The organism is Cupriavidus sp. BIC8F (genome assembly GCF_032465815.1).
GTDB lineage: Bacteria > Pseudomonadota > Gammaproteobacteria > Burkholderiales > Burkholderiaceae > Cupriavidus > Cupriavidus necator.
In genome coordinates, this window is record NZ_CP136095.1 from 2,379,207 (window position 1) to 2,399,524 (window position 20,318).

Genomic DNA, 20,318 nt, shown 5'->3' on the forward strand with positions numbered 1-20,318 from the left:
GGAGGCTGCCGCCCCGATTGCACAGCATCGGCATGGCCATCACATTGTCATCGTGACAGGTTAATAGTGAATCACGATGACGGCGGTGCGGCGCCCGGTCACATGTAACGGTGAGCCGATGCACGGAACCGCGTGCTGCCGGCCTCGTCAAACGAATTAGTCGCCGGAGACAGGATGCGGCGCCGCAGCATTCCACCGCGGCGCAGCACATGCACGCGGCATGTGCTGCATCGTCTCCAGGACTTTTTGACCTCTTCCCGCGCCGGCGCTGCTGCGCCGCGCAGACTCCCAGCAAACGCCCCCCTCTAGCCAAGGAGACGAACGTGCTGAGCCCGCATGAACTTGCCACACTGCTATTGTTGAGCGATGGTCCGGATTCCCTCGATTCCAGCGATTCCCGCCAGATCGATCCCATCGACCTGAAGGCACTGGTCGAAAAGCAACTCGTACAACTTGAGATCCTGCACGGCAGCCGGCAGGAGCCCCGCATCACCAGCCACGGCTACTCGATGCTCAAGGCGATGGGGCGCTGACGCCCCGAGGCCCAGCCCAGCGGCACCACGCGCCCCAAGGCGCAACCGGAACACCACGGAGCCCACGATGACGGAGCACCCAGCAGTTGGCGCCGACGGCACGGCAGACACCGACGCGGCGCGCCGCCGCTTCCTGCATGAGCTGGGCGGCCTGCTTGCCGCGGCCGGCATCGCGCCCGGCGCGGCAGCGGCAACGGCAGCAGCAACCCCCGCCGCCTGCCTGCTGACGCCCGCCGCCACCGAAGGCCCCTTCTATCTTGACGACGCCCAGGTACGCGCCGACATCCGCGACGACCGGCCCGGACAACCCTTGCGCCTGCGCATCCGGGTGGTGGATGCCGGGCGCGGCTGCACGCCGGTGCCGGGTGCGCTGGTCAGCATCTGGCATTGCGATGCCGACGGCAGCTACAGCGGCGAGGCCCGCGGCAACCGCCAGGCGCGCTTCCTGCGCGGCGTCCAGCCCACCAGCCAGGACGGCGTGGCCACGTTCATGTCGATCTATCCCGGCTGGTACGCGCCGCGCGCCATCCATATCCATTTCAAGGTGCTGCTCGGGCAGTCGGAAGCGCTGACCAGTCAGCTGTACTTCAGCGATACCCTGAACCGCGAGGTGCTGGGCAGCCACCCGGCCTACCGCGCGCGCGGCGTGCCGTCGCGCGCCACCGCGCAGGACCCGATCGCGGGATCCCACCCGAACCAGATGCGCGTGCGCCAGGCCGCCGATGCAGCGGGGCTGCTGGAGGCCGAGTTCACGGTCGGCATCGCCCGCACCTGAGCCGCCGGATTCCGCCAAAAAGTGCACGGGCCCACACCGCGCGGGTAATCCCTAGATTGTGGTTCCCCGTCCCTTTCCTACCGTGAAGGGAATCACGGGCCACCTGCACGCCCGCTCCTGCCGCGCGGCCACTGGCCCGGCATGCTCAAGATTTCCCGACTTTTCCGATGTTCGCGTCAGTGGCGAGTTGTCTCGGCCCCCGTGGCCAGCGCTCGTGGGTAGTCACACACTCGGCAAATGGAGGCAGTCATGGCATCCAGGACAAGGAAAGCAGGCGCGGCAAAACCGGAAGCGGAAACCAGGCCAGGCGTTTCCCGGCGCGGCTTCCTTGGCGGGGCCGCCGGTGCGGCCGCGGGCGCCGCGGCGATGGGCTTCCCGGCCATCGTCAAGGCCCAAGGCCCGGTCACGATGCGCTGGCAGAGCACCTGGCCCACCAAGGACATCTTCCATGAGTTCGCCGGCGACTTCGTCACCAAGGTGAACAATATGTCGGGCGGCGACCTGAAGATCGAGCTGCTGCCCGCGGGCGCGGTGGTCAAGGCCTTCGACCTGATTGACGCGGTCAGCAAGGGCACGCTGGACGGCGGCCATGGCGTGATCGCGTACTGGTATGGCAAGAACTCGGCGCTGGCGCTGTGGGGCTCGGGCCCGGCCTGGGGCATGGACCCGAACATGCTGCTGGCCTGGCGCAAGTACGGCGGCGGCAAGGAGCTGCAGCAGGAGATCCACCGCAGCCTGAATCTGGACGGCACCCCTACCGTTGCGCAGGCCGAGTCACCGCAGCCGCGCGACGACCAGCCTGGAGCCGGCCGATGAGGAAGGAACTGTGGTTCGGCGCTTCCCTGATGGTGCTGATCATCGGCGCCGTGGCCTGGTTCATGCCCGCGCCGGCGGACTGGACCAACGGGCACCTCGGCCTGCTGATGCTGGCGCTGATCGTGGTGGCGATCATGCTGGGCTTCCCCACCGCGTTCACGCTGATGGGCATGGGCGTGCTGTTCGCCTGGCTGGCCTACCGCCACGCCGACCCCTCGATCGCGGTGCAGCAGACGCTGGACCTGATGGTGCAGCGGGCCTATGCCGTCATGACCAACGACGTGCTGATCTCGATCCCGCTGTTCGTGTTCATGGGCTACCTGGTCGAGCGCTCCAACCTGATCGAGAAGCTCTTCCGCAGCCTGCACCTTGCACTGGCGTGGATTCCCGGCTCGCTCGCAGTCGCCACGCTGGTGACCTGCGCGATCTTCGCGACCGCCACCGGCATCGTCGGCGCTGTGGTCACGCTGATGGGGCTGCTGGCCTTCCCCGCCATGCTGCGCGCGGGCTACAGCACGTCGCTGTCGGCCGGCGCGGTCACCGCGGGCGGTTGCCTGGGCATCCTGATCCCGCCGTCGGTGCTGCTGATCGTCTACGGCGCCACCGCCGGCGTGTCGGTGGTGCAGCTCTATGCGGGCGCGTTCTTCCCGGGCCTGATGCTGACCGGTCTCTACATTGTCTACATCCTGATCGTGGCCAAGCTCAAGCCTGCGCTGGCGCCGCCGCTGCCGGAAGCCGAGCGGGTGGTGCCGCTGCCGCCGGTGGCGCGCACGCTGGAAGCCCGCGGCGCCACCCATGCCTTGCCTGCGCTCGGTGCCGGCCTGATGCGCGCGCTCAAGGGCCCGCGCAATGCCGACCTGCCGACGGCCGTGTTCGCGCGCCAGCTGGGCATCGTGCTGCTGCCAGCGCTCGCCGTGGTGCTGGTGATGGGCACCATATACGGCGCGCTCACCGCGCCCGCCGCCAGCATCACGGCGGAAGCACCGCTGTCGCTGGGCGGCGCCGAGGAACGCAGCGCGGCGCTCGACGGCCTGCAGGCGCCGCCGGTGGAAGAATCCGCTGCGCCCGCCGCACCGGCCGCCCCCGCCGCTGCTACCCCTGCACCCCACGACCGCAGCGCCAGCCGGCGCGCAGCCAGCGCCGGCGGCGGGCGCGGTATCTGCACCGCGCTGGTTCTGGATCACGCTGGCCGCCGTGGCGGCGGTGCTGGTGTACTTCTACTGGCGCTTCAGCTTCGCGCGGCTGGAAATCTTCAAGATGCTGCTGGCATCGTTCTTCCCGCTGGCGCTCCTGATCCTCGCGGTGCTGGGCTCGATCGTGTTCGGGCTGGCCACGCCGGCCGAGGCCGCGGCGGTGGGCTCGCTCGGCGGCGCGCTGCTGGCGGCCGCGTACCGGCAGCTGAACTTCCGCGTGGTCAAGGAATCGGTGCTGCTGACGGCCAAGACCAGCGCCATGGTGTGCTGGCTGTGCGTGGGCTCGTCGATCTTCTCTGCCGCGTTCGCGCTGCTGGGCGGACAGGCGCTGGTCGAGCAATGGGTGCTGTCGCTGGACCTGTCGCCGGTGCAGTTCATGATCCTGGCCCAGGTGATCATCTTCCTGCTCGGCTGGCCGCTGGAATGGACCGAGATCATCATCATCTTCATGCCGATCTTTATCCCGCTGCTGGACAACTTCGGCATTGACCCGCTGTTCCTCGGCCTGCTGGTGGCGCTGAACCTGCAGACCGCCTTCCTGTCGCCGCCGGTGGCCATGGCCGCGTTCTACCTGAAGGGCGTGGCGCCGCCGCATGTCACGCTGAACCAGATCTTCCTGGGCGTGCTGCCGTTCATGGGCATCCAGCTGATTGCGCTGGTGCTGCTCTACGTCTTCCCCGGCATCGGCCTCTGGCTGCCCACGGTGCTGTACCGCTGAGCGCGGCGGCACCCGTTTCCTATACTGGTTGGCGATGCCAACCGATACCGCCCTCGCCAGCCTTCCCGTCGACACCGCATTCCGCACGGACATTCCCGGGCGGCTGGACCGCCTGCCATGGTCGCGCTGGCACTGGCGCGTGGCGATTGCGCTGGGTGTTGCCTGGGTGCTCGATGGCCTGGAAGTCACGCTGGTGGGCTCGGTCGGCGCCGTGCTGGAGCGCCCCGATACGCTGGGCCTGACCGCGACGCAGGTGGGCTGGTCGGGGTCGCTGTATATCGCCGGCGCGGTGCTGGGGGCGCTGGTGTTCGGGCGCATGGCCGACCGGCTCGGGCGCAAGCGGCTGTTCCTGGCCACGCTCGCGGTCTACATGGTGGCGACGCTGGCCACCGCGTTCTCACCCGGCTTTGCCTTCTTTGCGGCCTGCCGCTTCTTCACCGGCCTTGGCATCGGCGGCGAATACGCGGCCATCAATTCCGCCATCGACGAACTGATCCCGGCGCGCGTGCGCGGGCGTGTCAACCTGGCCATCAATGGCAGCTTCTGGCTGGGCGCGGCGCTGGGCGCCGGGCTGAGCCTGGTGCTGCTCGATGCGCGCGTGTTCGGCCCGGTCTGGGGCTGGCGCGTCTGCTTCGCCCTGGGCGCGGTGCTGGCCGTGGCAATCGTGCTGGTGCGCAAGCATGTGCCGGAGAGCCCGCGCTGGCTTGCCACCCACGGCCGCCTGGAAGAGGCCGAGCGCGTGATCGCCGCGATCGAGGCCGAGGTGCGCGCCCGCCACGGCCCGCTGCCGCCGGTGGCACCCGATTGCGTGGCGATGACCATGCGCCGGCGCGCCGCGCCGGGCGTGGGCGAAGTCATGCGCCTGCTGTTGCGGCGCTTCCGCCGCCGCAGCGTGATCACGCTGGCGCTGATGGTGGCGCAAGCCTTCTTCTACAACGCGATCTTCTTCACCTATGCGCTGGTGCTGACACGCTTCTATGCCGTGCCGGAAGCGCGCGTGGCGCTGTATATCTTTCCCTTTGCGCTGGGCAACGCCCTGGGGCCGCTGCTGCTTGGCCCGCTGTTCGACCACATCGGGCGCCGGCGCATGATTGGCGCCACCTATGTACTGTCCGGCATCGGCCTGGCACTGACCGGCTGGGCCTTCGTTGAAGGCTGGCTCGATGCGCGCGCCCAGGCGCTGTGCTGGTCGGCGGTGTTCTTCCTGGCCTCGGCCGCGGCCAGCTCCGCCTACCTGACCGCCAGCGAAGTATTCCCGCTGGAAATGCGCGCGCTGGCGATCTCGGTCTTCTATGCCGTGGGCACCGGCACCGGCGGCTTTATCGCGCCGGTGCTGCTGGGCGCGCTGATTGAAAGCGGCAGCCGCGAAGCCGTGGCTGCAGGCTACGGCTTCGGCGCGGTGCTGGTGATCGTCGCCGGGCTGCTGGCGTTGCGCTTCGGCATCGACGCCGAACGCCGGCCGCTGGAGCACATCGCACCGCCGCTCGCTGCCGACGATTAGCCGCGTCACCGCAGCGCGCGTCAGCTGCCATCGCTGCCAGATTCAACACCTTCGCCAGCGTTATCAAGACCCCGTCAATGTGTGCCGCATTCGTCGTGCAGCGCATGCCATGTTACTGCCGTGTTAAGCAGTGCTACAGCCTCCTCTTACACATTTTTACAGCAAGGGACGCGGCAACTGACTAGCCTTTAACTCACACGCGGCAGCCTGAGTGCATGAATCTTTGCGTCAGCGGGCTGCCACTTCTTGGTCATTGACTGGCCATTGTTCAACTCTGCCCGGATGAAGCCGGGCTAATCCACGGGCTGCTTGTCGGCCCGATTGCAAGGTGCGCCGATACGGCCTGGCCACATCGCGCGTGCTGCAGACAACAAGCTGAATTGGGGACATGCAAGCCGGGCATCGCGCGACAGCCCTTGCGCGACGCTACCCGCTTGCCTGGAATTTCGCTCGCCCGGCCTGCACCCCGTGCATGCCGGCGGGGATGCTTTTTGACTTTGCTTGCCGGAGAACAACACCATGGGCGACCAGCGCAATAATCCGCCACCCAGACAACACCCGCTGACACCGGCTCCGCTGCGCCAGCCCCACGGCGACGGCCTGGTGCAACGCCCGCAGCCCGTTCCGGTGCCGCTGTGGCATATCGTGCCGCGCATGGCGGGCTACGGCGTGGTGCTGTTCATCATCTGGGCCGTACTGACAATCATGTTTCCAAATGTGTTTACGCGCTCATCGGAGCGGGCCGTGGTGAACAGCCCGGTCAGCCTGGTGACCTCTCCCGTGGAAGGCATCGTGATGAAGCAGATGGTGGCCGCGGACCGGCCGTTCTCGGCCAACCAGGCACTGATGATCGTGCAGAACCCGAACATCGACCGTTCGCTGCTGGTCGACCTGACCGGCAAGAAGCTCGATAACCAGCAGCGCTATGACTCTGCCAAGGCGCGGCTGGAGAGCAACCGCCGGCTGATGGCCGCCACCGAGCAGGACCTGCAGCGCTACAACAGCGCTGCGCAACGCGAGCACGCGGCGCGCGTACGCGGGCTGGAGGCGCGCCTGGCATCGGCCAGCGCACAGGAAGACCAGCAGCAGGAAGTGGTCAACCGCAACCAGAGCATGCAGTGGGCCGGGGCGGTCAGCGAGGCCTACACCAATGCCTCGCGCTACCAGCTGTCGATGCTCTCCAATGCCAAGGCGGCGGCCAAGGCCGAGCTGGATAACGCCGTCGGCGTGAGCGAGGCCGCGCGCAACAAGGTCTATGCCTCGTCCACCGACGGCCCCAGCGCCACGCTGGCCCAGCGGCGCCAGGTACTGGGCGCGGAATCGGCACAGCTGACGGCAGAGCTGGAGCAACTGGAGGCCTATGGCAAGTCGGTCGACGAGATGATCGCCACGGAACAGGAACGCCTCGACCGGCTCTCGAACCTGGAGATCCGCTCGACCGAACCCGGCACCATCGAAGACCTGATTGCGCAGCCCGGCATGCGCGTGGCCGCCGGCGCCACCCTGGCGCGCGCCAGCAACTGCGCGCAGACCCGCGTGGTGGCGGTATTCCCGCGCAGCCTCAGCGACAACCTGCTGCCCGGTGCACGGCTGAACGTGCATGTCGACGGCGTGCCCACGGCATTGCCGGCATCGGTGGCAGAGGTGCTGCCGCGCGCGCCGGACGGCGATCAGGCGCGTTATTTCGTGCCATTCCCGCCGATCGAGAAGAACGAGATCTATGTGATCGCCAAGCTCGACCGCCCGCTGGACAACGTGCCGGGCAAGGCTGCTGCCTCAGGGACAGCAACACGGGCCGCGGCAGGGCCAAGCCAGTCCGGCCATTGCGGCATGGGCCGCTGGGCGCGCGTGACGCTGAACCAGAGCTGGCTGGGCCAGCTGCGGGCATCGCTGACATAACCGCCGACGCAGGCAAAGGAGACCCGGATGCGACTGCCGATCCCGACTGCACGCCTGCCCCGCCTGGTTGCCGGCGCGCTGCTTCCCGCCGTGCTGGCGCTGGCGCCATGCGCGGCGCGCGCTGCCGAGCCTGCCCAGCAGACGCTGCTGGCCGACGGCTGCAAGACGCTGGCCGAGCGCGTCAGCCGTGAAAGCGGCAACGGCCCCGTCTTCCTCGCCAGCTATGAACCCGCGCCGGGCGGCGAGCCGCTGGCCCCGGCGCTGCGCAATGCCGCCTTCGTCTACGACAACGCGCTGGCCGGCATCGCGCTGGTGGCCTGCAAGCGCCCCGCCGAAGCGCGCCGCATTGCCGACGCCTTGCTGCAAGCGACCCGCCAGGACCGCCACTTCCGCGATGCGCGCCTGCGCAACGCCTACCGCGCCGGCCCGCTGCCGGCTGGCCCGGTGCCGCTGCCAGGCTGGTGGGACGAACCCAGCAAGCGCTGGTTTGAAGATGCCTACCAGGCCGGCACCGCCACCGGCAACGTGGCCTGGGCCGCGCTGCTGCTGCTGGCCGTGCATGACGCCACGCGCGATGCGCGCTACCTCGATGGCGCCGCCGCGCTGATGGGCTGGGTGCATGCCACCGTGCCCGACACGGGCGCGCCCGCCGGCTATATCGGCGGCTTCTTCGGCCATGAGCCGAAGCAGACCCGCCAGGGCTGGAAGTCGACCGAGCACAACGTCGATACCTATGCCGCCTTCAGCTGGCTCGCCAGCCAGCGCAACGATCCGCGCTGGCGCGATGGCGCGGCGCGCTCGCGCGGCTTTGTCGGCGCCATGTGGCAGGCGCGCGAGGGCCGCTTCATCATCGGCACGCGCGACGACGGGCGCGCGCCAAACGCCGGCCCGTCCGCGCTGGATGCGGTGCTGTGGCCGCTGATCGCGATCCCGGACCCGCCGCAGGACTGGCGCCGCAACCTGGCGTGGGTGGAGGCCAAGCACCGCGCCGGCGCGGGCTACGGCTTCAAGGGCGGCCCCGACGGCATCTGGACCGAAGGCACCGGGCAGGCCGCGCTGGTGCTGCAGGCCGCCGGGCAGGCGCAACAGGCGCAGCCACTGTGGCAGCTGCTGCTGTCGCAGCGGGCGCCGTCCGGGATGCTCTACGCCACGCCCGAGGCGCGCATCAGCACCGGGCTGTCGATCGGGCCCACCTCGACCACGGAAGACTTCCACTACTTCCACCTGCCCCACCTGGGCGCCACCGCATGGGCCGTGCTGGCCGCGGCGCGCTGGAACCCCTTCCGTCCGGGCGGATGCCTGGAACCGTCCTGCCCGCCGCCGGCCATTGCGGCCGCGGCACCTGCAACCGCCCCTACCAACACCGCCGCCAAGGAGTGACGATGTTCGCCCTGTTTCTGGAAAATCAGACGTTGCTGGTCATCAACGGCGGCGTGCTGCTGGCGATGGTGCTGCTTTCGATGCTGTGCCGGCATGACCGGCCGGCGGACCGTGTGCTGTTCGGCGGCGTCACCGCCTTGCTGCTGGCGGTGTACCTGACCTGGCGCATCCGCGAAACGCTGCCGGACTGGCAGATGACCTTCGCCAGCGTGTGGGCCCATGTGTTCTTTGCCTTCGAATGCATGACGCTGGCCTATACGCTGCTGTCGATCGTGGTGCTGGCGCGCACCAGCAACCACACCCCCGACGCCAACGCGGGCGAGGCCGCCTTGCGCCGCGCCAAGCAGGTGCCGCCGGTGGACATCTTCATCGCCACCTACAACGAAGGCCTGGACATCCTGGAGAAGACCATTGTCTCGGCGCTGGCGATCGACTACCCGGACTTCCGCGTCTGGGTGCTGGACGACACCCGCCGCGACTGGCTGCGCGAGTTCTGCGAACGCGTCGGCGCGCACTACGTGACACGCCCGGACAATGCCCACGCCAAGGCCGGCAATCTAAACAACGGCCTGCGCCACAGCGCCGCGGCCGGCGGCGCGCCCTACATCCTGGTGCTGGACGCCGACTTCGCGCCGCATCGCAATATCCTGCTGCGCACCGTGGGCCTGTTCAGCGATGCGCGCGTGGGCGTGGTGCAGACGCCCCAGTTCTACTACAACGCGGATCCGATCCAGTACAACCTGCGCGCCACCGAATGCTGGGTCGATGAGCAGCGCGCCTTCTTCGACGTGATGCAGCCGGCCAAGGACGCCTGGGGCGCGGCGTTCTGCATCGGCACCTCGTTCGTGGTGCGGCGCGACCTGATCGACCTGATCGGCGGCTTCCCCACCGGCACGGTGACCGAGGACATCCACCTGACCTACCGGCTGCTGCCGCACGGCTATCTCACGCGCTGGCTCAATGAGCGCCTGAGCGTGGGGCTGTCCGCCGAAGGCCTGCCCGAGTACATCAGCCAGCGCAGCCGCTGGGGGCTGGGCACGATCCAGGTGGCGCTGACCGCGGACGGGCCGCTGCGCGGGCGCGGCTACACCGGGATGCAGCGGCTGCACTACGTGCACGGCCTGTTGCACTGGCTGTCGCGGCCGTTCACGCTGATGCTGCTGGCAGGGCCGCTGCTGTACTGGTACTTCGGCGTCTCCACGCTGTACGGCGAGCCGCTGCAGTTTCTCGCCTACGGCCTGCCGGCGCTGGTGGCGTACTGGGCGTACAGCATCTGGATCACCGGCCAGCGCGCGCTGCCGATCTTCACCGAGGTCACGCAGATCGTGGCGGCACTGGCCGTCACCGCATCGCTGGTGAGCGCGATGTTCAAGCCGTTCGGGCGGCCGTTCAAGGTGACCAACAAGGGGCTGGACCGCTCCAAGCTGGTGATCCACGGCAAGTTCGTTGCGCTGTACGCGGGGTTGCTGGGCTTCTCCGCGCTGGGCCTGGGCCGCGCCCTGGTGGTGGACCCCGATGCGCAAGGGCTCGCCTTCAACACGATCTGGACCGGGGTGGCGCTGATGCTGTACCTGGCCTCGCTGCTGGTCTGCGTGGAACTGCCGCGCCCGCGCAAAGAAGAGCGCTTCCCGCACCGCGCGGCAGCGCTGCTGCGCGTGCATGACAAGGAATACCGCGTGACCACCAGGGATCTTTCCTGCAACGGCGTTGCCGTCACCACGCCGCTGGCGCCTGCCTTCCCAGCCGGCACCGAGGGCGCGCTGTGGCTGGCGCAGACCGGCTGGATCCCGTGCCGTGTGGTGCGCCGCGACGGCCAGTTGCTGGGCATCGCCCTGAACGCCGGCATGGCGGCGCGCCACGCGCTGATCCGGCTGCTGTTCACCGATCCCGCACACAACATCGCCCGGCAGGGGCGGCCCAAGCTGGCGCTGTCGCGCTTTGTGCGGCGCGCGCTGCTGGGCTGAACCATGCCAGATAACAATCCCCACTCTCCGGAACCATCCATGCGAAGCTTGCCACGCCCCCGTACTCTGCCCCCGCCGCGCCTGCTGCTGCAAGGCGCACTCGTGCTGGCCCTTGCGGCCTGCTCGCTCGAACCGCAATACCAGCGCCCCGACGCGCCGGTCCCGTCGGCGTGGCCGGAGGGCGCTGCCTACCGCACCCCGCAGGCCAGTGCGGCACAGCCGGGCCAGCCGGCCCAACCCGCCGGCCCTTCGGCCGCGGACCTGGGATGGCGCGATGTTTTCGTCGATCCGCAACTGCGGCAGCTGATCGAACTGGCGCTGGCCAACAACCGCGACCTGCGCATGGCCACGCTTGCCATCGACGAAGCGCGTGCGCTTTACCAGATCGAGCGCGCGGCGCAATTCCCCACGGTGGAAGGCAATGCCGGCATGGTCTCGCAGCGGCTGCCGCAACGGCTGCGCGCGGCGGGCCAGTCGCCGCAGATCACCACCTATAACGCAGGCATCGGCTTCACCGCGTTCGAGCTTGATTTCTTCGGCCGGGTGCGCAGCCTCAAGCATGCCGCGCTCGAGGAATACATGGCCACGGAAGAAGCGCGCCGCAGCGCGCAGATCAGCCTGGTGTCCGAGGTGGCCAACGCCTACCTGACACTGCTGGCCGACCGCGCGCTGCTGAAGCTGTCGCAGGACACACTGAAGACGCAGCAGGATGCGGCAGAGATGGTGCGGCGCGGGCGCCAGGTCGGTGCGATGGCGCAACTGGACCAGCATCGCGCGCAAACCCAGGTGCAGACCTCGCAGGTGGGCGTTGAGCAATACACGCGGCAGGTGGCGCAGGATGAGAACGCGCTGTCCTTGCTGATCGGCGGCCCGTTGCCGAAATCCGTGACCGATGCCGGCGCGGCAGCTGCCAACGCCAACGCGGCCGCGCAGGATCCGCTGGACGCGCGCACCCTCGTGAGCGAGTTCCCCGAAGGGTTGCCGTCCAGCGTGCTGGTGCGCCGCCCCGACATCCTCAACGCCGAGCACCGCCTCAAGGCGGCCAATGCCAATATCGGCGCGGCGCGCGCGGCGTTCTTCCCGCGCATCTCGCTGACCGGCGCGCTGGGCGTGGCCAGCAGCAGCCTGGCGGGGCTGTTCTCCGGCGGCATGGCGTGGGTGTTCGCGCCGCAGCTGACCGTGCCGATCTTCGATGCCGGGCGCAACCGTGCCGGGCTGGATGCGGCCAACGTGCGCAAGGACATCAACGTCGCCAACTACGAGAAGACCATCCAGACCGCGTTCCGCGAAGTGGCCGACAGCATGGCGGCACGCGCCACCTATGAGCGCCAGGTGCAGGCGCAGGAAGCCCTGGTGCGCGAAGGCAGCGAGACCCGGCGGCTGTCGGAAATGCGTTTCAAGAATGGCGTGGACGACTACTTCGGCGTGTTCGACGCGCAGCGCCAGCTCTACACCGCGCAGCAGGCGCTGATCACGTACAAGCTGGCCGGCCTGACCAGCCGCGTATCGCTGTACAAGTCGCTGGGCGGCGGCTGGCGCGAGGTGACCGAGGCCGCCCCGGCGGCCAATGGCGGCGCACGCCAGGCACCCGCCGCACGGCCGCAAGCCGCGGCACAGCCCCAGGCGGGAGCACGGCCTCAAGCCGTGGCGCAACCTCAAGCCGTGGCGCAACCTCAGGCCGTAGCGCGGCCCCAGGCCGCGGCGCAACCCCAGGCTCCGGCGCAATCCCCGGCGGCGGCACAGCCGGCACCCGTCGCGGCCACGCCGCGCTGAGCCGGGGCGTGCGGGACCCAGGCGCTGGTCAGAAGTACTTCAGCCAGCGCCAGTCCCGCCGCCTTGCCTTGAGCGCCGCGAACCAGCGCACCGCCGGCCACAGCACCAGGGCCAGCACGGCCGCCCCCAGCCACAGCTGCCAGACGTGGTCAAGGCCGAACACCTTGCCCTGGTTCAGGCCCCAGCGGTGCACGCAGGCCTGGTACAGCCCCTGCAGCACGTAGAGGTGCAGCAGGTAGAAGAACATCGGCACGGCGCCGAACACGGCCAGGTCCCGCGCGATCAAGCTTCCCTGCGCACGCTCCAGCCACGCCAGCAGCAACCAGCCCACGCCCAGCGTCAGCAGCAGGAACAGCAGCGACGGCGGGTATTTGGTGACGTTGAGGAAGCTCATCGCGGTGTGCAAGGCGTCGCTGCCCGACATCCACTTCTGCTCCTGCCCGTAGCCGTTCAGCGTGCGCAGCACCGCAAAGCCTGCCAGCGCCGCCAGCCCGCATCCGGCCAGCCGCCGCTGCCGTACCCCGGCAGGCACCGTGGCGGCAAACCACGGCCCCGCCGCATAGCCCAGCGCAATCACGCCGACACGGCAGCACCGGGTATGAGGTACGCACCCTGAAGCCGTCAGCCACCTCGATCCAGCTGCGCTCGTGCAGGATGGCCCAGGGCACGTGCCAGGCGCTGTCCACCGGGAAATGCAGCGGGCTCAGCAGGTTGTGGCCGGCCACCAGCGCCATGCCCGCCGCGATCAGCACCGCCCGCGGCAGCCACACCAGTGCCGCCAGCGCCATCATGCTCAGGCCGATGGCCCAGATCACCTGCAGGTAGATCACCTGCGGCGGCAAGGTGCCGGTCCAGGCAAAGCCGACCAGCGTCACCTCGAGCAGCACCAGGAACACGCCGCGCTTGAGCAGGAAGCCGCTGACGGCGCGCCGGTCGTGGCCGGCGGCACCGTAGAGCCACGCCGATACGCCGGCCAGCCAGATGAAAACCGGTGCGCACAGATGCGCGGCGAGCCGGCTGAAGAAGAGTGCCGGGGAGGTCGTGGCGACATCCATGGGATCGGCCACCTGGACGTGCAGGAAGAACATATCCCGCACGTGGTCCAGCAGCATGATCAGGATCACCAGTCCACGCAGCGCGTCGATGGACAGCAGCCGGCCGCCGGCCGGCCGCGCAACCGCGGCAGAAGGGAAGACTGTCGGAGAAGACAGGGGCGCGGCAGTGCGCGCCTTGGCTGGCAGCATCGTCAATAGCTCAGTTGCACGCCCAGCCGCACGCTGCGGCCCGCCCCCGGCGCAATCCACAGGCTGCTGTACGAACTGGCGTAGTAGGTCTTTTCGAACAGGTTGCCCACGTTGAGCGACACGCGCACATTGCGGCTGTATTGCCAGTAGCCATGCAGGTCCACCAGCACATAGGCCGGCAGCGAGAAGCTGTCCTGCACATCGCCCGGACGCCGCCCCACGTAACGCAGGCCGGCACCGACGCCATAGCGCTGGCCCACCGGCGCGGCATCCTCATACACCGCCAGCACGCTGCCGCTGGTGCGCGGCACGTTGGACAGCGGCGTGCCGGCGGCAAGTCGCGTGTCCTGCGTGATCTCGGCATCGGTCAGCGCAAAGCTGCCCGACACGCGCCAGTGGGTGCCAAGCTGCCCGGCCACGTCCAGTTCCAGGCCGCGGCTGCGCGCCTCGCCGGCGGCGATATAGAAGGACGGATCGGACGGGTCGGCGGCCAGCACATTGCGCTTGCGGATCTCAAAGATGGCCAGCGTGGCGCCGGTGCGGCGGTCCTCGCTGTCGAACTTGATGCCGGCCTCCACGGCGCGCCCGCGCTCGGGGTCGAAAGGCTGGCCCGCGGCGTCAGCGCCTGCATTGGGACGGAATGACTGGCTGGCATTGGCAAACAGCGACACGTTCTGGCTGGCCAGGTAGCTCACGCCCACGCGCGGCGACACCGCATTCTGGTGCTGCGTGGTGCGCGTGCCGCGCAGGTGGTTGTCCAGCGACTGGTCGAAGGCGTCGAAGCGCACGCCGGCCAGCACGCGCCAGCGCGCGCCCAGGCTCAGCTGGTCCTGCGCGTAGGCGCCGAGATTGCGCTGGCGCTCGTACGTGTCCATGTTCCACGGCATCGGCGGCGCCGGCTGGCCATAGGCCGGCTCGTAGATGTCGATCGCGTACGGCGCCGCGGCGCTGGGGTTCTTGCGCAGGATCGCCATGGTATTGCCGAAGCGGTAGGCATCCATCCCCATCAGCAGTTCATGCCCGACCGGGTCGGTGCTGAACTTGCCGGTCACGCTGGCCTGCAGCGAGACATCGTCCGACTGGAAGTCGCGGTAGCGGCGCTGGCGCCAGAGCGTGCGGCCATCGGCGGCCAGCGAAGCGCCCTCGCTGCTGTGCCCCGTCAGTGCGCCGCCACGATACGACAGGCCGAGCCTGCCCTTCCAGTTCTGACTGAGCTGGTGCTCCACGCTGAGCTGGTGCGACTGGCTGTCCAGCCGCATGTCGCCGTCGCCGGGCTCGCCCAGGAAGCGCGAGCGCGGGATGCGCCCCAGCTGGCCGTTGACGGCCACCACGCCGCGGTCCATCGGCGTGGTGTAGCGCTGGAATTCAGCCGCGTACTGCAGCACGGTGTCGTTACCCAGCGTCCAGGTGAACGACGGCGCCACCAGGTAGCGCTGGCTGTTGATGTAGTCGCGCGTGCTGCCCTGGTGGTCGGCCACGGCGATCAGCCGGCCGGCCACGTTCTCGCCGAGCGGCCCGGTGACGTCGGCCGTGGCACGATAGCCGTCGCGCGTGCCAAGCTCGAAGCCATAGCGCTGCGCGGGCCGGAACTGCGGCTGGCGCGTGACCACGTTGAAGGTGCCGCCCGGCTCGCTGGTGCCGTACAGCGATGACGTCGGGCCCTTGAGCACTTCCACGCGCTCGATGGTGGCCGCGTCCATCGGCGCGGTATAGCCGCGGTTGGCGGCAAAGCCGTTGACCAAGTAGCCCGCTCCGGTGTTCTCATGACCGGTGAAGCCGCGCATGGCGAAGTTGTCCCACAGGCCGCCGAAGTTGTTCTGGCGCGCGATGCCGCTGACATAGTCGAAGGTCTGGTCGAAACGGGTCGCGGCAATGTCGTCCAGCATGGCGCGCGGCACCACGCGCACTGACTGCGGAATTTCGCGCAGCGGCGTGTCGGTGCGGGTCGCGCCGGAGGCGTCGGGCGGGTTGTATGATGCGGAGGCCGTGCCGACCACCGACACCGCCGGCAGCGTAATATCGGAGGCCTCGGCGGTATCCGCCGCCTCGGCCAGGCCGGACATCGCCAGCATCAGGGCGGCCACCGGCCGCAATGAGCGCGCCTGGACCGGGCGCAAGTCTGGCACAACAGGCAGGAACGAAAACCGCGCGCGGCGCCGGGCACGGCTGGGCTGCGCAAGCAGCATAAGGAACACCCCAACAAAAACGAGTCGCGGCGGCGGCCATCCGACTGGCAAACCGCAGCGAGTCACTAATGATAATATTTTCTCATTAAGATTTTAGGCATGGAACGCATGACCCGTCAACGCGGCGCCGTCATCGACGCGCTGCGCGAAGCCGGCCGGCCCCTGAGCCCGGCCGAGATCCTGGCCGCGGCCCAGCGCCAGGTGCCGTCCTTGGGTCTGGCCACGGTCTATCGCAACATCCGCACCCTGCTGGACGATGCGCAGGTGCATGCGGTGGAACTGCCGGGCCAGCCCGACCGCTATGAACTGGCGGGCGATCCCGGCGCCGTGACGCACCGCCACTACTTTCAGTGCCTGACGTGCGATCGCGTATTTCCGCTGGAAGGGTGCCCCGGGCACATGGAAGAGATCACGCCGCCGGGCTTCGAGGTGGAGCACCACGAGCTGACGCTGCTGGGGCGTTGCCCGGACTGCGCCAGCAAGCCCGGCAAGCGGCGCAAGGCGGCGGCGCGGGACCACTGAACAGCGCCGTGCTCCGGGCACGGCCAACTGTACTGAGCCAATGGCCCGCACCTGTATATGGCGCCCGCGCCGCGCTTGCCGCATGATGCGGCAGCATTGCACAGGCCACGCCATCAAACAGGATCTCCAAATTGCCGCAAACCGCCGCCCACCGCCGCTCGACCCTGATCGCAGTGCTGGCCCTGACCGGCTCGATGGCCTCGCTGTGCATCGGCACCTCGTTTGCCAAGAGCCTGTTCTCGGCGCTTGGGGCGCAGGGCACCACGGCGCTGCGGGTGAGCTTCTCGGCGCTGATCCTGCTGTGCGTCTGGCGCCCGTGGCGCATCCCGCTGACGCGCGCCAACGCGCGCGCAATCGCGCTGTACGGCGCGGCGCTGGGCGCGACCAACCTGCTGTTCTACATGTCGCTGCGCACCATCCCGCTGGGGCTGGCGATCGCGATCGAGTTCACCGGACCGCTGACGGTCGCGGTGCTGTCGTCGCGGCGCGCGATCGATTTCCTGTGGATTGCCTTTGCCGTGGCCGGGCTGCTGCTGTTGCTGCCGGTCGGCGATGCCGCCGGCACGCTGGATACTGTGGGCATCGGCTATGCACTGGCCGCGGGCGTGGGCTGGGCGCTGTATATCGTGTTCGGGCAGATGGCGGGCAACGCCCACGGCGGGCAGGCCACCTCGCTGGGGCTGACCATGGCAGCCCTGGTGGTGCTGCCGTTCGGGCTGGCGCATGCGGGCACCGCGATGTTCAGCCCGACGCTGCTGCTGTTCGGGCTGGCGGTGGGCATCCTGTCAAGCGCGATTCCCTATTCGCTGGAGATGGTGGCGCTCAAGCGCCTGCACCGGCGCACCTTCGGCATCCTGCTGAGCATGGAGCCGGCGATGGGCGCGCTGGCCGGGCTGGCGTTCCTGCATGAACAGCTGAGCGCGCTGCAATGGCTGGCGATCGCCAGCATCATCACCGCCTCGGTCGGCTGCACCATGACCTCGCGCGGCAAGCGCGAAGCCGGTTGACCGCTGGGATCAGGGCGCGCTGAACCAGTCCGCCGGCAGCCGCAGCTCGCTGCGCGCCGGCTGGCCAAGCGCCAGCGTGACTTCATGCAGGTAGCTGTCCTCCGGATTGCGGCGGCTGGCAAAGCCGAGGCCGCGCAGGATGGCCAGCATGCGGCGGTTCTCGCTGAGCACGTCGCCGCGCAGGGTGCGCAGGCCGGCCGCGCGGGCCAGCTCGCACAGCCTGGCGATCAGGCGCCGCCCCAGTCCCTGCCCTTGCCAGCCGTCGGCAACGACCACGGCAAATTCCCCGACCTGCCCGGACACAACGTATTCCGCACTGGCGACAATGGCTGATACACCCTCTTCGTCGGGCGCCTCCACCACCAGCGCCACCCCGCCAGGCCCCGGCGCGGCCAGGCCGTCGACAATCGCGTCCACCACGCGCCCGCCGCTCAGGAAGCGGAAGTAGCGGCTCTCACGCGAGAGTCCGTCCACCAGCGCGCGCAGCGCCCCGCCATCCTGTGGCCGCGTGCGGCGCAGCGTCACCTGCACGCCCCGTCCCACCATCCAGCTTTCCGCCTTGCCCGTGCGGGCTTCGCTTTGATCATCCATCCTGGCACCATCTGGATTCAAAATTTGTAGTCAGAGTATAGGAGATAACCTGACTTTTGCAAATGAAGTCAGCATGCTATGCTGGCCCGCATCATGACCCCCAACGCGTCCGACCTCCGCCACTGCTCGATTGCCGCCACGCTGTCGCTGGTCGGCGAAAAGTGGACGATCCTGATCCTGCGCGACGTCTTCCACGGCGTGACGCGCTTCGACGACTTCCTGCGCCGGCTGGAATGCTCGCCCGCGGTGCTGTCCGCGCGCCTCAAGACGCTGACCGACGCCGGCCTGCTGCGCAAGGTCGGCTACCGCGAGCCCGGCGAGCGCGAACGCTTCGAATACCGCCCCACCCGCGCCGCCGTGGAGTTGCTGCCGGTGCTGGTCGGGCTGATGCAGTGGGGCGACAGCCACATGGCCCCGTCCGGGGAAGGCCCGGTGCAGATCCGCTCGCGCGCCAGCGGCAAGCTGGTGCGCGCGGCACTGGTCGACGAGGACGGCGCGGAAGTATCGCCGCGCGATATGCGGATCGTCCCCGTCAACGCCCAGTCCCCGGCTTCGGACCAATAGCGCCGACCGCGGTATTGCACCGCACCAGCGCAACCCACCGCACTGCACCATGAGTGTGCCGCCAGCCCGGCGGCCGCCCCACCACAGCGCATCCCGGCATCACTCCGCCGCACCTCAGCGCAACAAACCCCACTCACCGTCACATACCGGCCTGGCACACCCCTTGCGTAACAGGGTACGGGCCCGTCAACGGCGACCGGCCCACCCCACATACGCAGCCCCTATCCCATGTAGTGGCTGTCAGGACAACGGCGTCCCCTGAACTGGCCTGAACGGCCTGGTTTGCGGGACGCCATTTGTTTTTGGAGCCAAGGACGATGACCGGCAAAGCCACCCGCATCGAGCTGCTGAGCTTGAGCACCCCGCAGATGCGCGCCTTCCACCTGACCTGGATGGCGTTTTTCGTCTGTTTCTTCGCGTGGTTTGCCTGCGCGCCGCTGATGCCGGTGCTCAAGGGCGAGTTCGGCCTGACCCCGGGCCAGATCGCCAACATCAATATTGCGGCGGTGGCCGTGACCATCCTGGTGCGCCTGGTGATCGGCCCGATGTGCGACCGCTTCGGCCCGCGCAAGACCTACACCGGCCTGCTGACGCTGGGCGCGCTGCCGGTGCTGGGCGTGGCGCTGGCGCAGAACTACGAGACTTTCCTGATCTTCCGCCTGCTGATCGGTGCGGTCGGCGCGAGCTTCGTGATCACGCAGTACCACACCTCGGTGATGTTCGCGCCCAACGTGGTCGGCACCGCCAACGCGGCCTCGGCCGGCTGGGGCAATGCCGGCGGCGGCGCCGCGCAGGCCCTCATGCCGCTGCTGCTGGCCGCAGTGCTGATGATGGGCGCGGACCACGCCTTCGGCTGGCGCATCGCCCTGCTGGTGCCGGGCGTGCTGATGCTGGTGATGGCGGTGGTCTATTACCGCTTCACCCAGGATTGCCCGGAAGGCAACTACTCGGACCTGCGCGCCAAAGGCATCGAGATCAGCGGCAAGGATGGCGGCAAGGGTGGTGGCTGGGCCAGCTTCCGCGCCGCCAGCGCCAACTACCGCGTGTGGCTGCTGTTCATCACCTACGGCGCGTGCTTCGGCGTGGAAATCTTCATCCACAACATCGCCGCCATGTACTACGTCGACCATTTCGGCCTGAGCCTGAAGGCCGCCGGCATGGCTGCCGCAAGCTTTGGTTTGCTGGCGCTGTTCGCCCGCGCCCTGGGCGGCTGGCTGTCGGACAAGGCTGCGCGCCGCCGCGGCCTGGATGCGCGTACCACGCTGCTGTTCGTGCTGATCCTGGGCGAAGGCCTGGGTCTGCTGTGGTTCGCCCAGGCCGGCAACGTGGCAATGGCCGTGGTCGCGATGCTGATGTTCGGCCTGTTCACCCACATGGCCTGCGGCGCGACCTACGCCCTAGTGCCTTTTATCGACCGCAAGGCGCTGGGGGGCGTGGCCGGGATCATCGGCGCCGGTGGCAACGTAGGCGCGGTGGCCGCGGGCTTCCTGCTCAAGGGCCTGGGCAACGTGCAGCAGACGCTGACGGTGCTGGGCGTGCTGGCCGCCATCGCCGCCGTCTGCGCCATCGCCATCCGCTTCAGCGCCGAGCACAAGGCCCGCGAGCAGGCACTGTACGACAGCGCGCTGGCCAACTGAATCCCCTGTATTGCC

General features: G+C 68.9%; 13 protein-coding genes and 3 pseudogenes. 13 read left to right on the forward strand and 3 right to left on the reverse strand.

What is annotated here, in order from left to right:
* Window positions 1-323: 323 nt before the first annotated feature.
* The 9 genes and pseudogenes from RS901_RS31065 (at window position 324) to RS901_RS31105 (ending at window position 12,552) form a co-directional block, all read left to right on the forward strand.
* A complete protein-coding gene (locus RS901_RS31065; protein WP_114133617.1) occupies window positions 324-533 on the forward strand; it encodes a hypothetical protein in 210 nt (69 codons plus the stop codon).
* A 67-nt stretch (window positions 534-600) separates the two neighbouring features.
* Window positions 601-1,308 (forward strand): intradiol ring-cleavage dioxygenase, encoded by a 708-nt coding sequence (locus RS901_RS31070; RefSeq protein ID WP_316154364.1) that lies wholly within the window; start codon window positions 601-603, stop codon window positions 1,306-1,308.
* 249 nt (window positions 1,309-1,557) lie between these two features.
* Window positions 1,558-2,094 (forward strand): annotated as a pseudogene (locus RS901_RS31075) (twin-arginine translocation signal domain-containing protein); the annotation flags it as partial.
* Between the two features lie 26 nt (window positions 2,095-2,120).
* Window positions 2,121-4,035, forward strand: a pseudogene (locus RS901_RS31080) (TRAP transporter large permease).
* A 34-nt stretch (window positions 4,036-4,069) separates the two neighbouring features.
* Complete coding sequence (locus RS901_RS31085; protein WP_316154366.1) at window positions 4,070-5,536, forward strand: MFS transporter; 1,467 nt, start codon at window positions 4,070-4,072, stop codon at window positions 5,534-5,536.
* Window positions 5,537-6,055: 519 nt separating this feature from the next.
* Complete coding sequence (locus tag RS901_RS31090) at window positions 6,056-7,435, forward strand: HlyD family efflux transporter periplasmic adaptor subunit (RefSeq protein ID WP_316154368.1); 1,380 nt, start codon at window positions 6,056-6,058, stop codon at window positions 7,433-7,435.
* 27 nt (window positions 7,436-7,462) lie between these two features.
* On the forward strand, window positions 7,463-8,815 hold the full coding sequence (locus RS901_RS31095; protein ID WP_316154370.1) for a hypothetical protein: 1,353 nt from the start codon (window positions 7,463-7,465) through the stop codon (window positions 8,813-8,815).
* Between the two features lie 2 nt (window positions 8,816-8,817).
* Complete coding sequence (locus RS901_RS31100) at window positions 8,818-10,779, forward strand: glycosyltransferase (protein ID WP_316154372.1); 1,962 nt, start codon at window positions 8,818-8,820, stop codon at window positions 10,777-10,779.
* Window positions 10,780-10,818: 39 nt separating this feature from the next.
* Window positions 10,819-12,552 (forward strand): efflux transporter outer membrane subunit, encoded by a 1,734-nt coding sequence (locus RS901_RS31105; RefSeq protein ID WP_316154374.1) that lies wholly within the window; start codon window positions 10,819-10,821, stop codon window positions 12,550-12,552.
* A 28-nt stretch (window positions 12,553-12,580) separates the two neighbouring features.
* On the opposite strand, the pseudogene RS901_RS31110 reads toward RS901_RS31105, so the two are convergent.
* Both RS901_RS31110 and RS901_RS31115 read right to left on the reverse strand, forming a co-directional pair.
* Window positions 12,581-13,796: pseudogene (locus RS901_RS31110) on the reverse strand (DUF1624 domain-containing protein).
* A 2-nt stretch (window positions 13,797-13,798) separates the two neighbouring features.
* Window positions 13,799-15,982 (reverse strand): TonB-dependent siderophore receptor, encoded by a 2,184-nt coding sequence (locus RS901_RS31115; protein WP_316154376.1) that lies wholly within the window; start codon window positions 15,980-15,982, stop codon window positions 13,799-13,801.
* Window positions 15,983-16,081: 99 nt separating this feature from the next.
* On the opposite strand from RS901_RS31115, the gene RS901_RS31120 reads away from it, so the two are divergent.
* Together RS901_RS31120 and RS901_RS31125 are read left to right on the forward strand one after the other, a co-directional pair.
* Window positions 16,082-16,504, forward strand: a complete 423-nt coding sequence (locus RS901_RS31120) for a transcriptional repressor (protein WP_316154377.1) — start codon at window positions 16,082-16,084, stop codon at window positions 16,502-16,504.
* Window positions 16,505-16,635: 131 nt separating this feature from the next.
* Window positions 16,636-17,511 carry a DMT family transporter gene (locus tag RS901_RS31125; protein WP_316154379.1) on the forward strand — a complete coding sequence of 292 codons (876 nt, stop codon included), beginning with the start codon at window positions 16,636-16,638 and terminating at the stop codon, window positions 17,509-17,511.
* Window positions 17,512-17,520: 9 nt separating this feature from the next.
* On the opposite strand, the gene RS901_RS31130 is transcribed toward RS901_RS31125, so the two are convergent.
* Window positions 17,521-18,102, reverse strand: coding sequence for a GNAT family N-acetyltransferase (locus RS901_RS31130; RefSeq protein ID WP_316154381.1), 582 nt, complete (start codon window positions 18,100-18,102; stop codon window positions 17,521-17,523).
* Between the two features lie 78 nt (window positions 18,103-18,180).
* On the opposite strand from RS901_RS31130, the gene RS901_RS31135 reads away from it, so the two are divergent.
* Both RS901_RS31135 and RS901_RS31140 read left to right on the forward strand, forming a co-directional pair.
* A complete protein-coding gene (locus tag RS901_RS31135; protein ID WP_316154383.1) occupies window positions 18,181-18,666 on the forward strand; it encodes a helix-turn-helix domain-containing protein in 486 nt (161 codons plus the stop codon).
* Between the two features lie 317 nt (window positions 18,667-18,983).
* Window positions 18,984-20,303, forward strand: coding sequence for an MFS transporter (locus RS901_RS31140; protein ID WP_316154385.1), 1,320 nt, complete (start codon window positions 18,984-18,986; stop codon window positions 20,301-20,303).
* The last annotated feature ends 15 nt before the right edge of the window (window positions 20,304-20,318 follow it).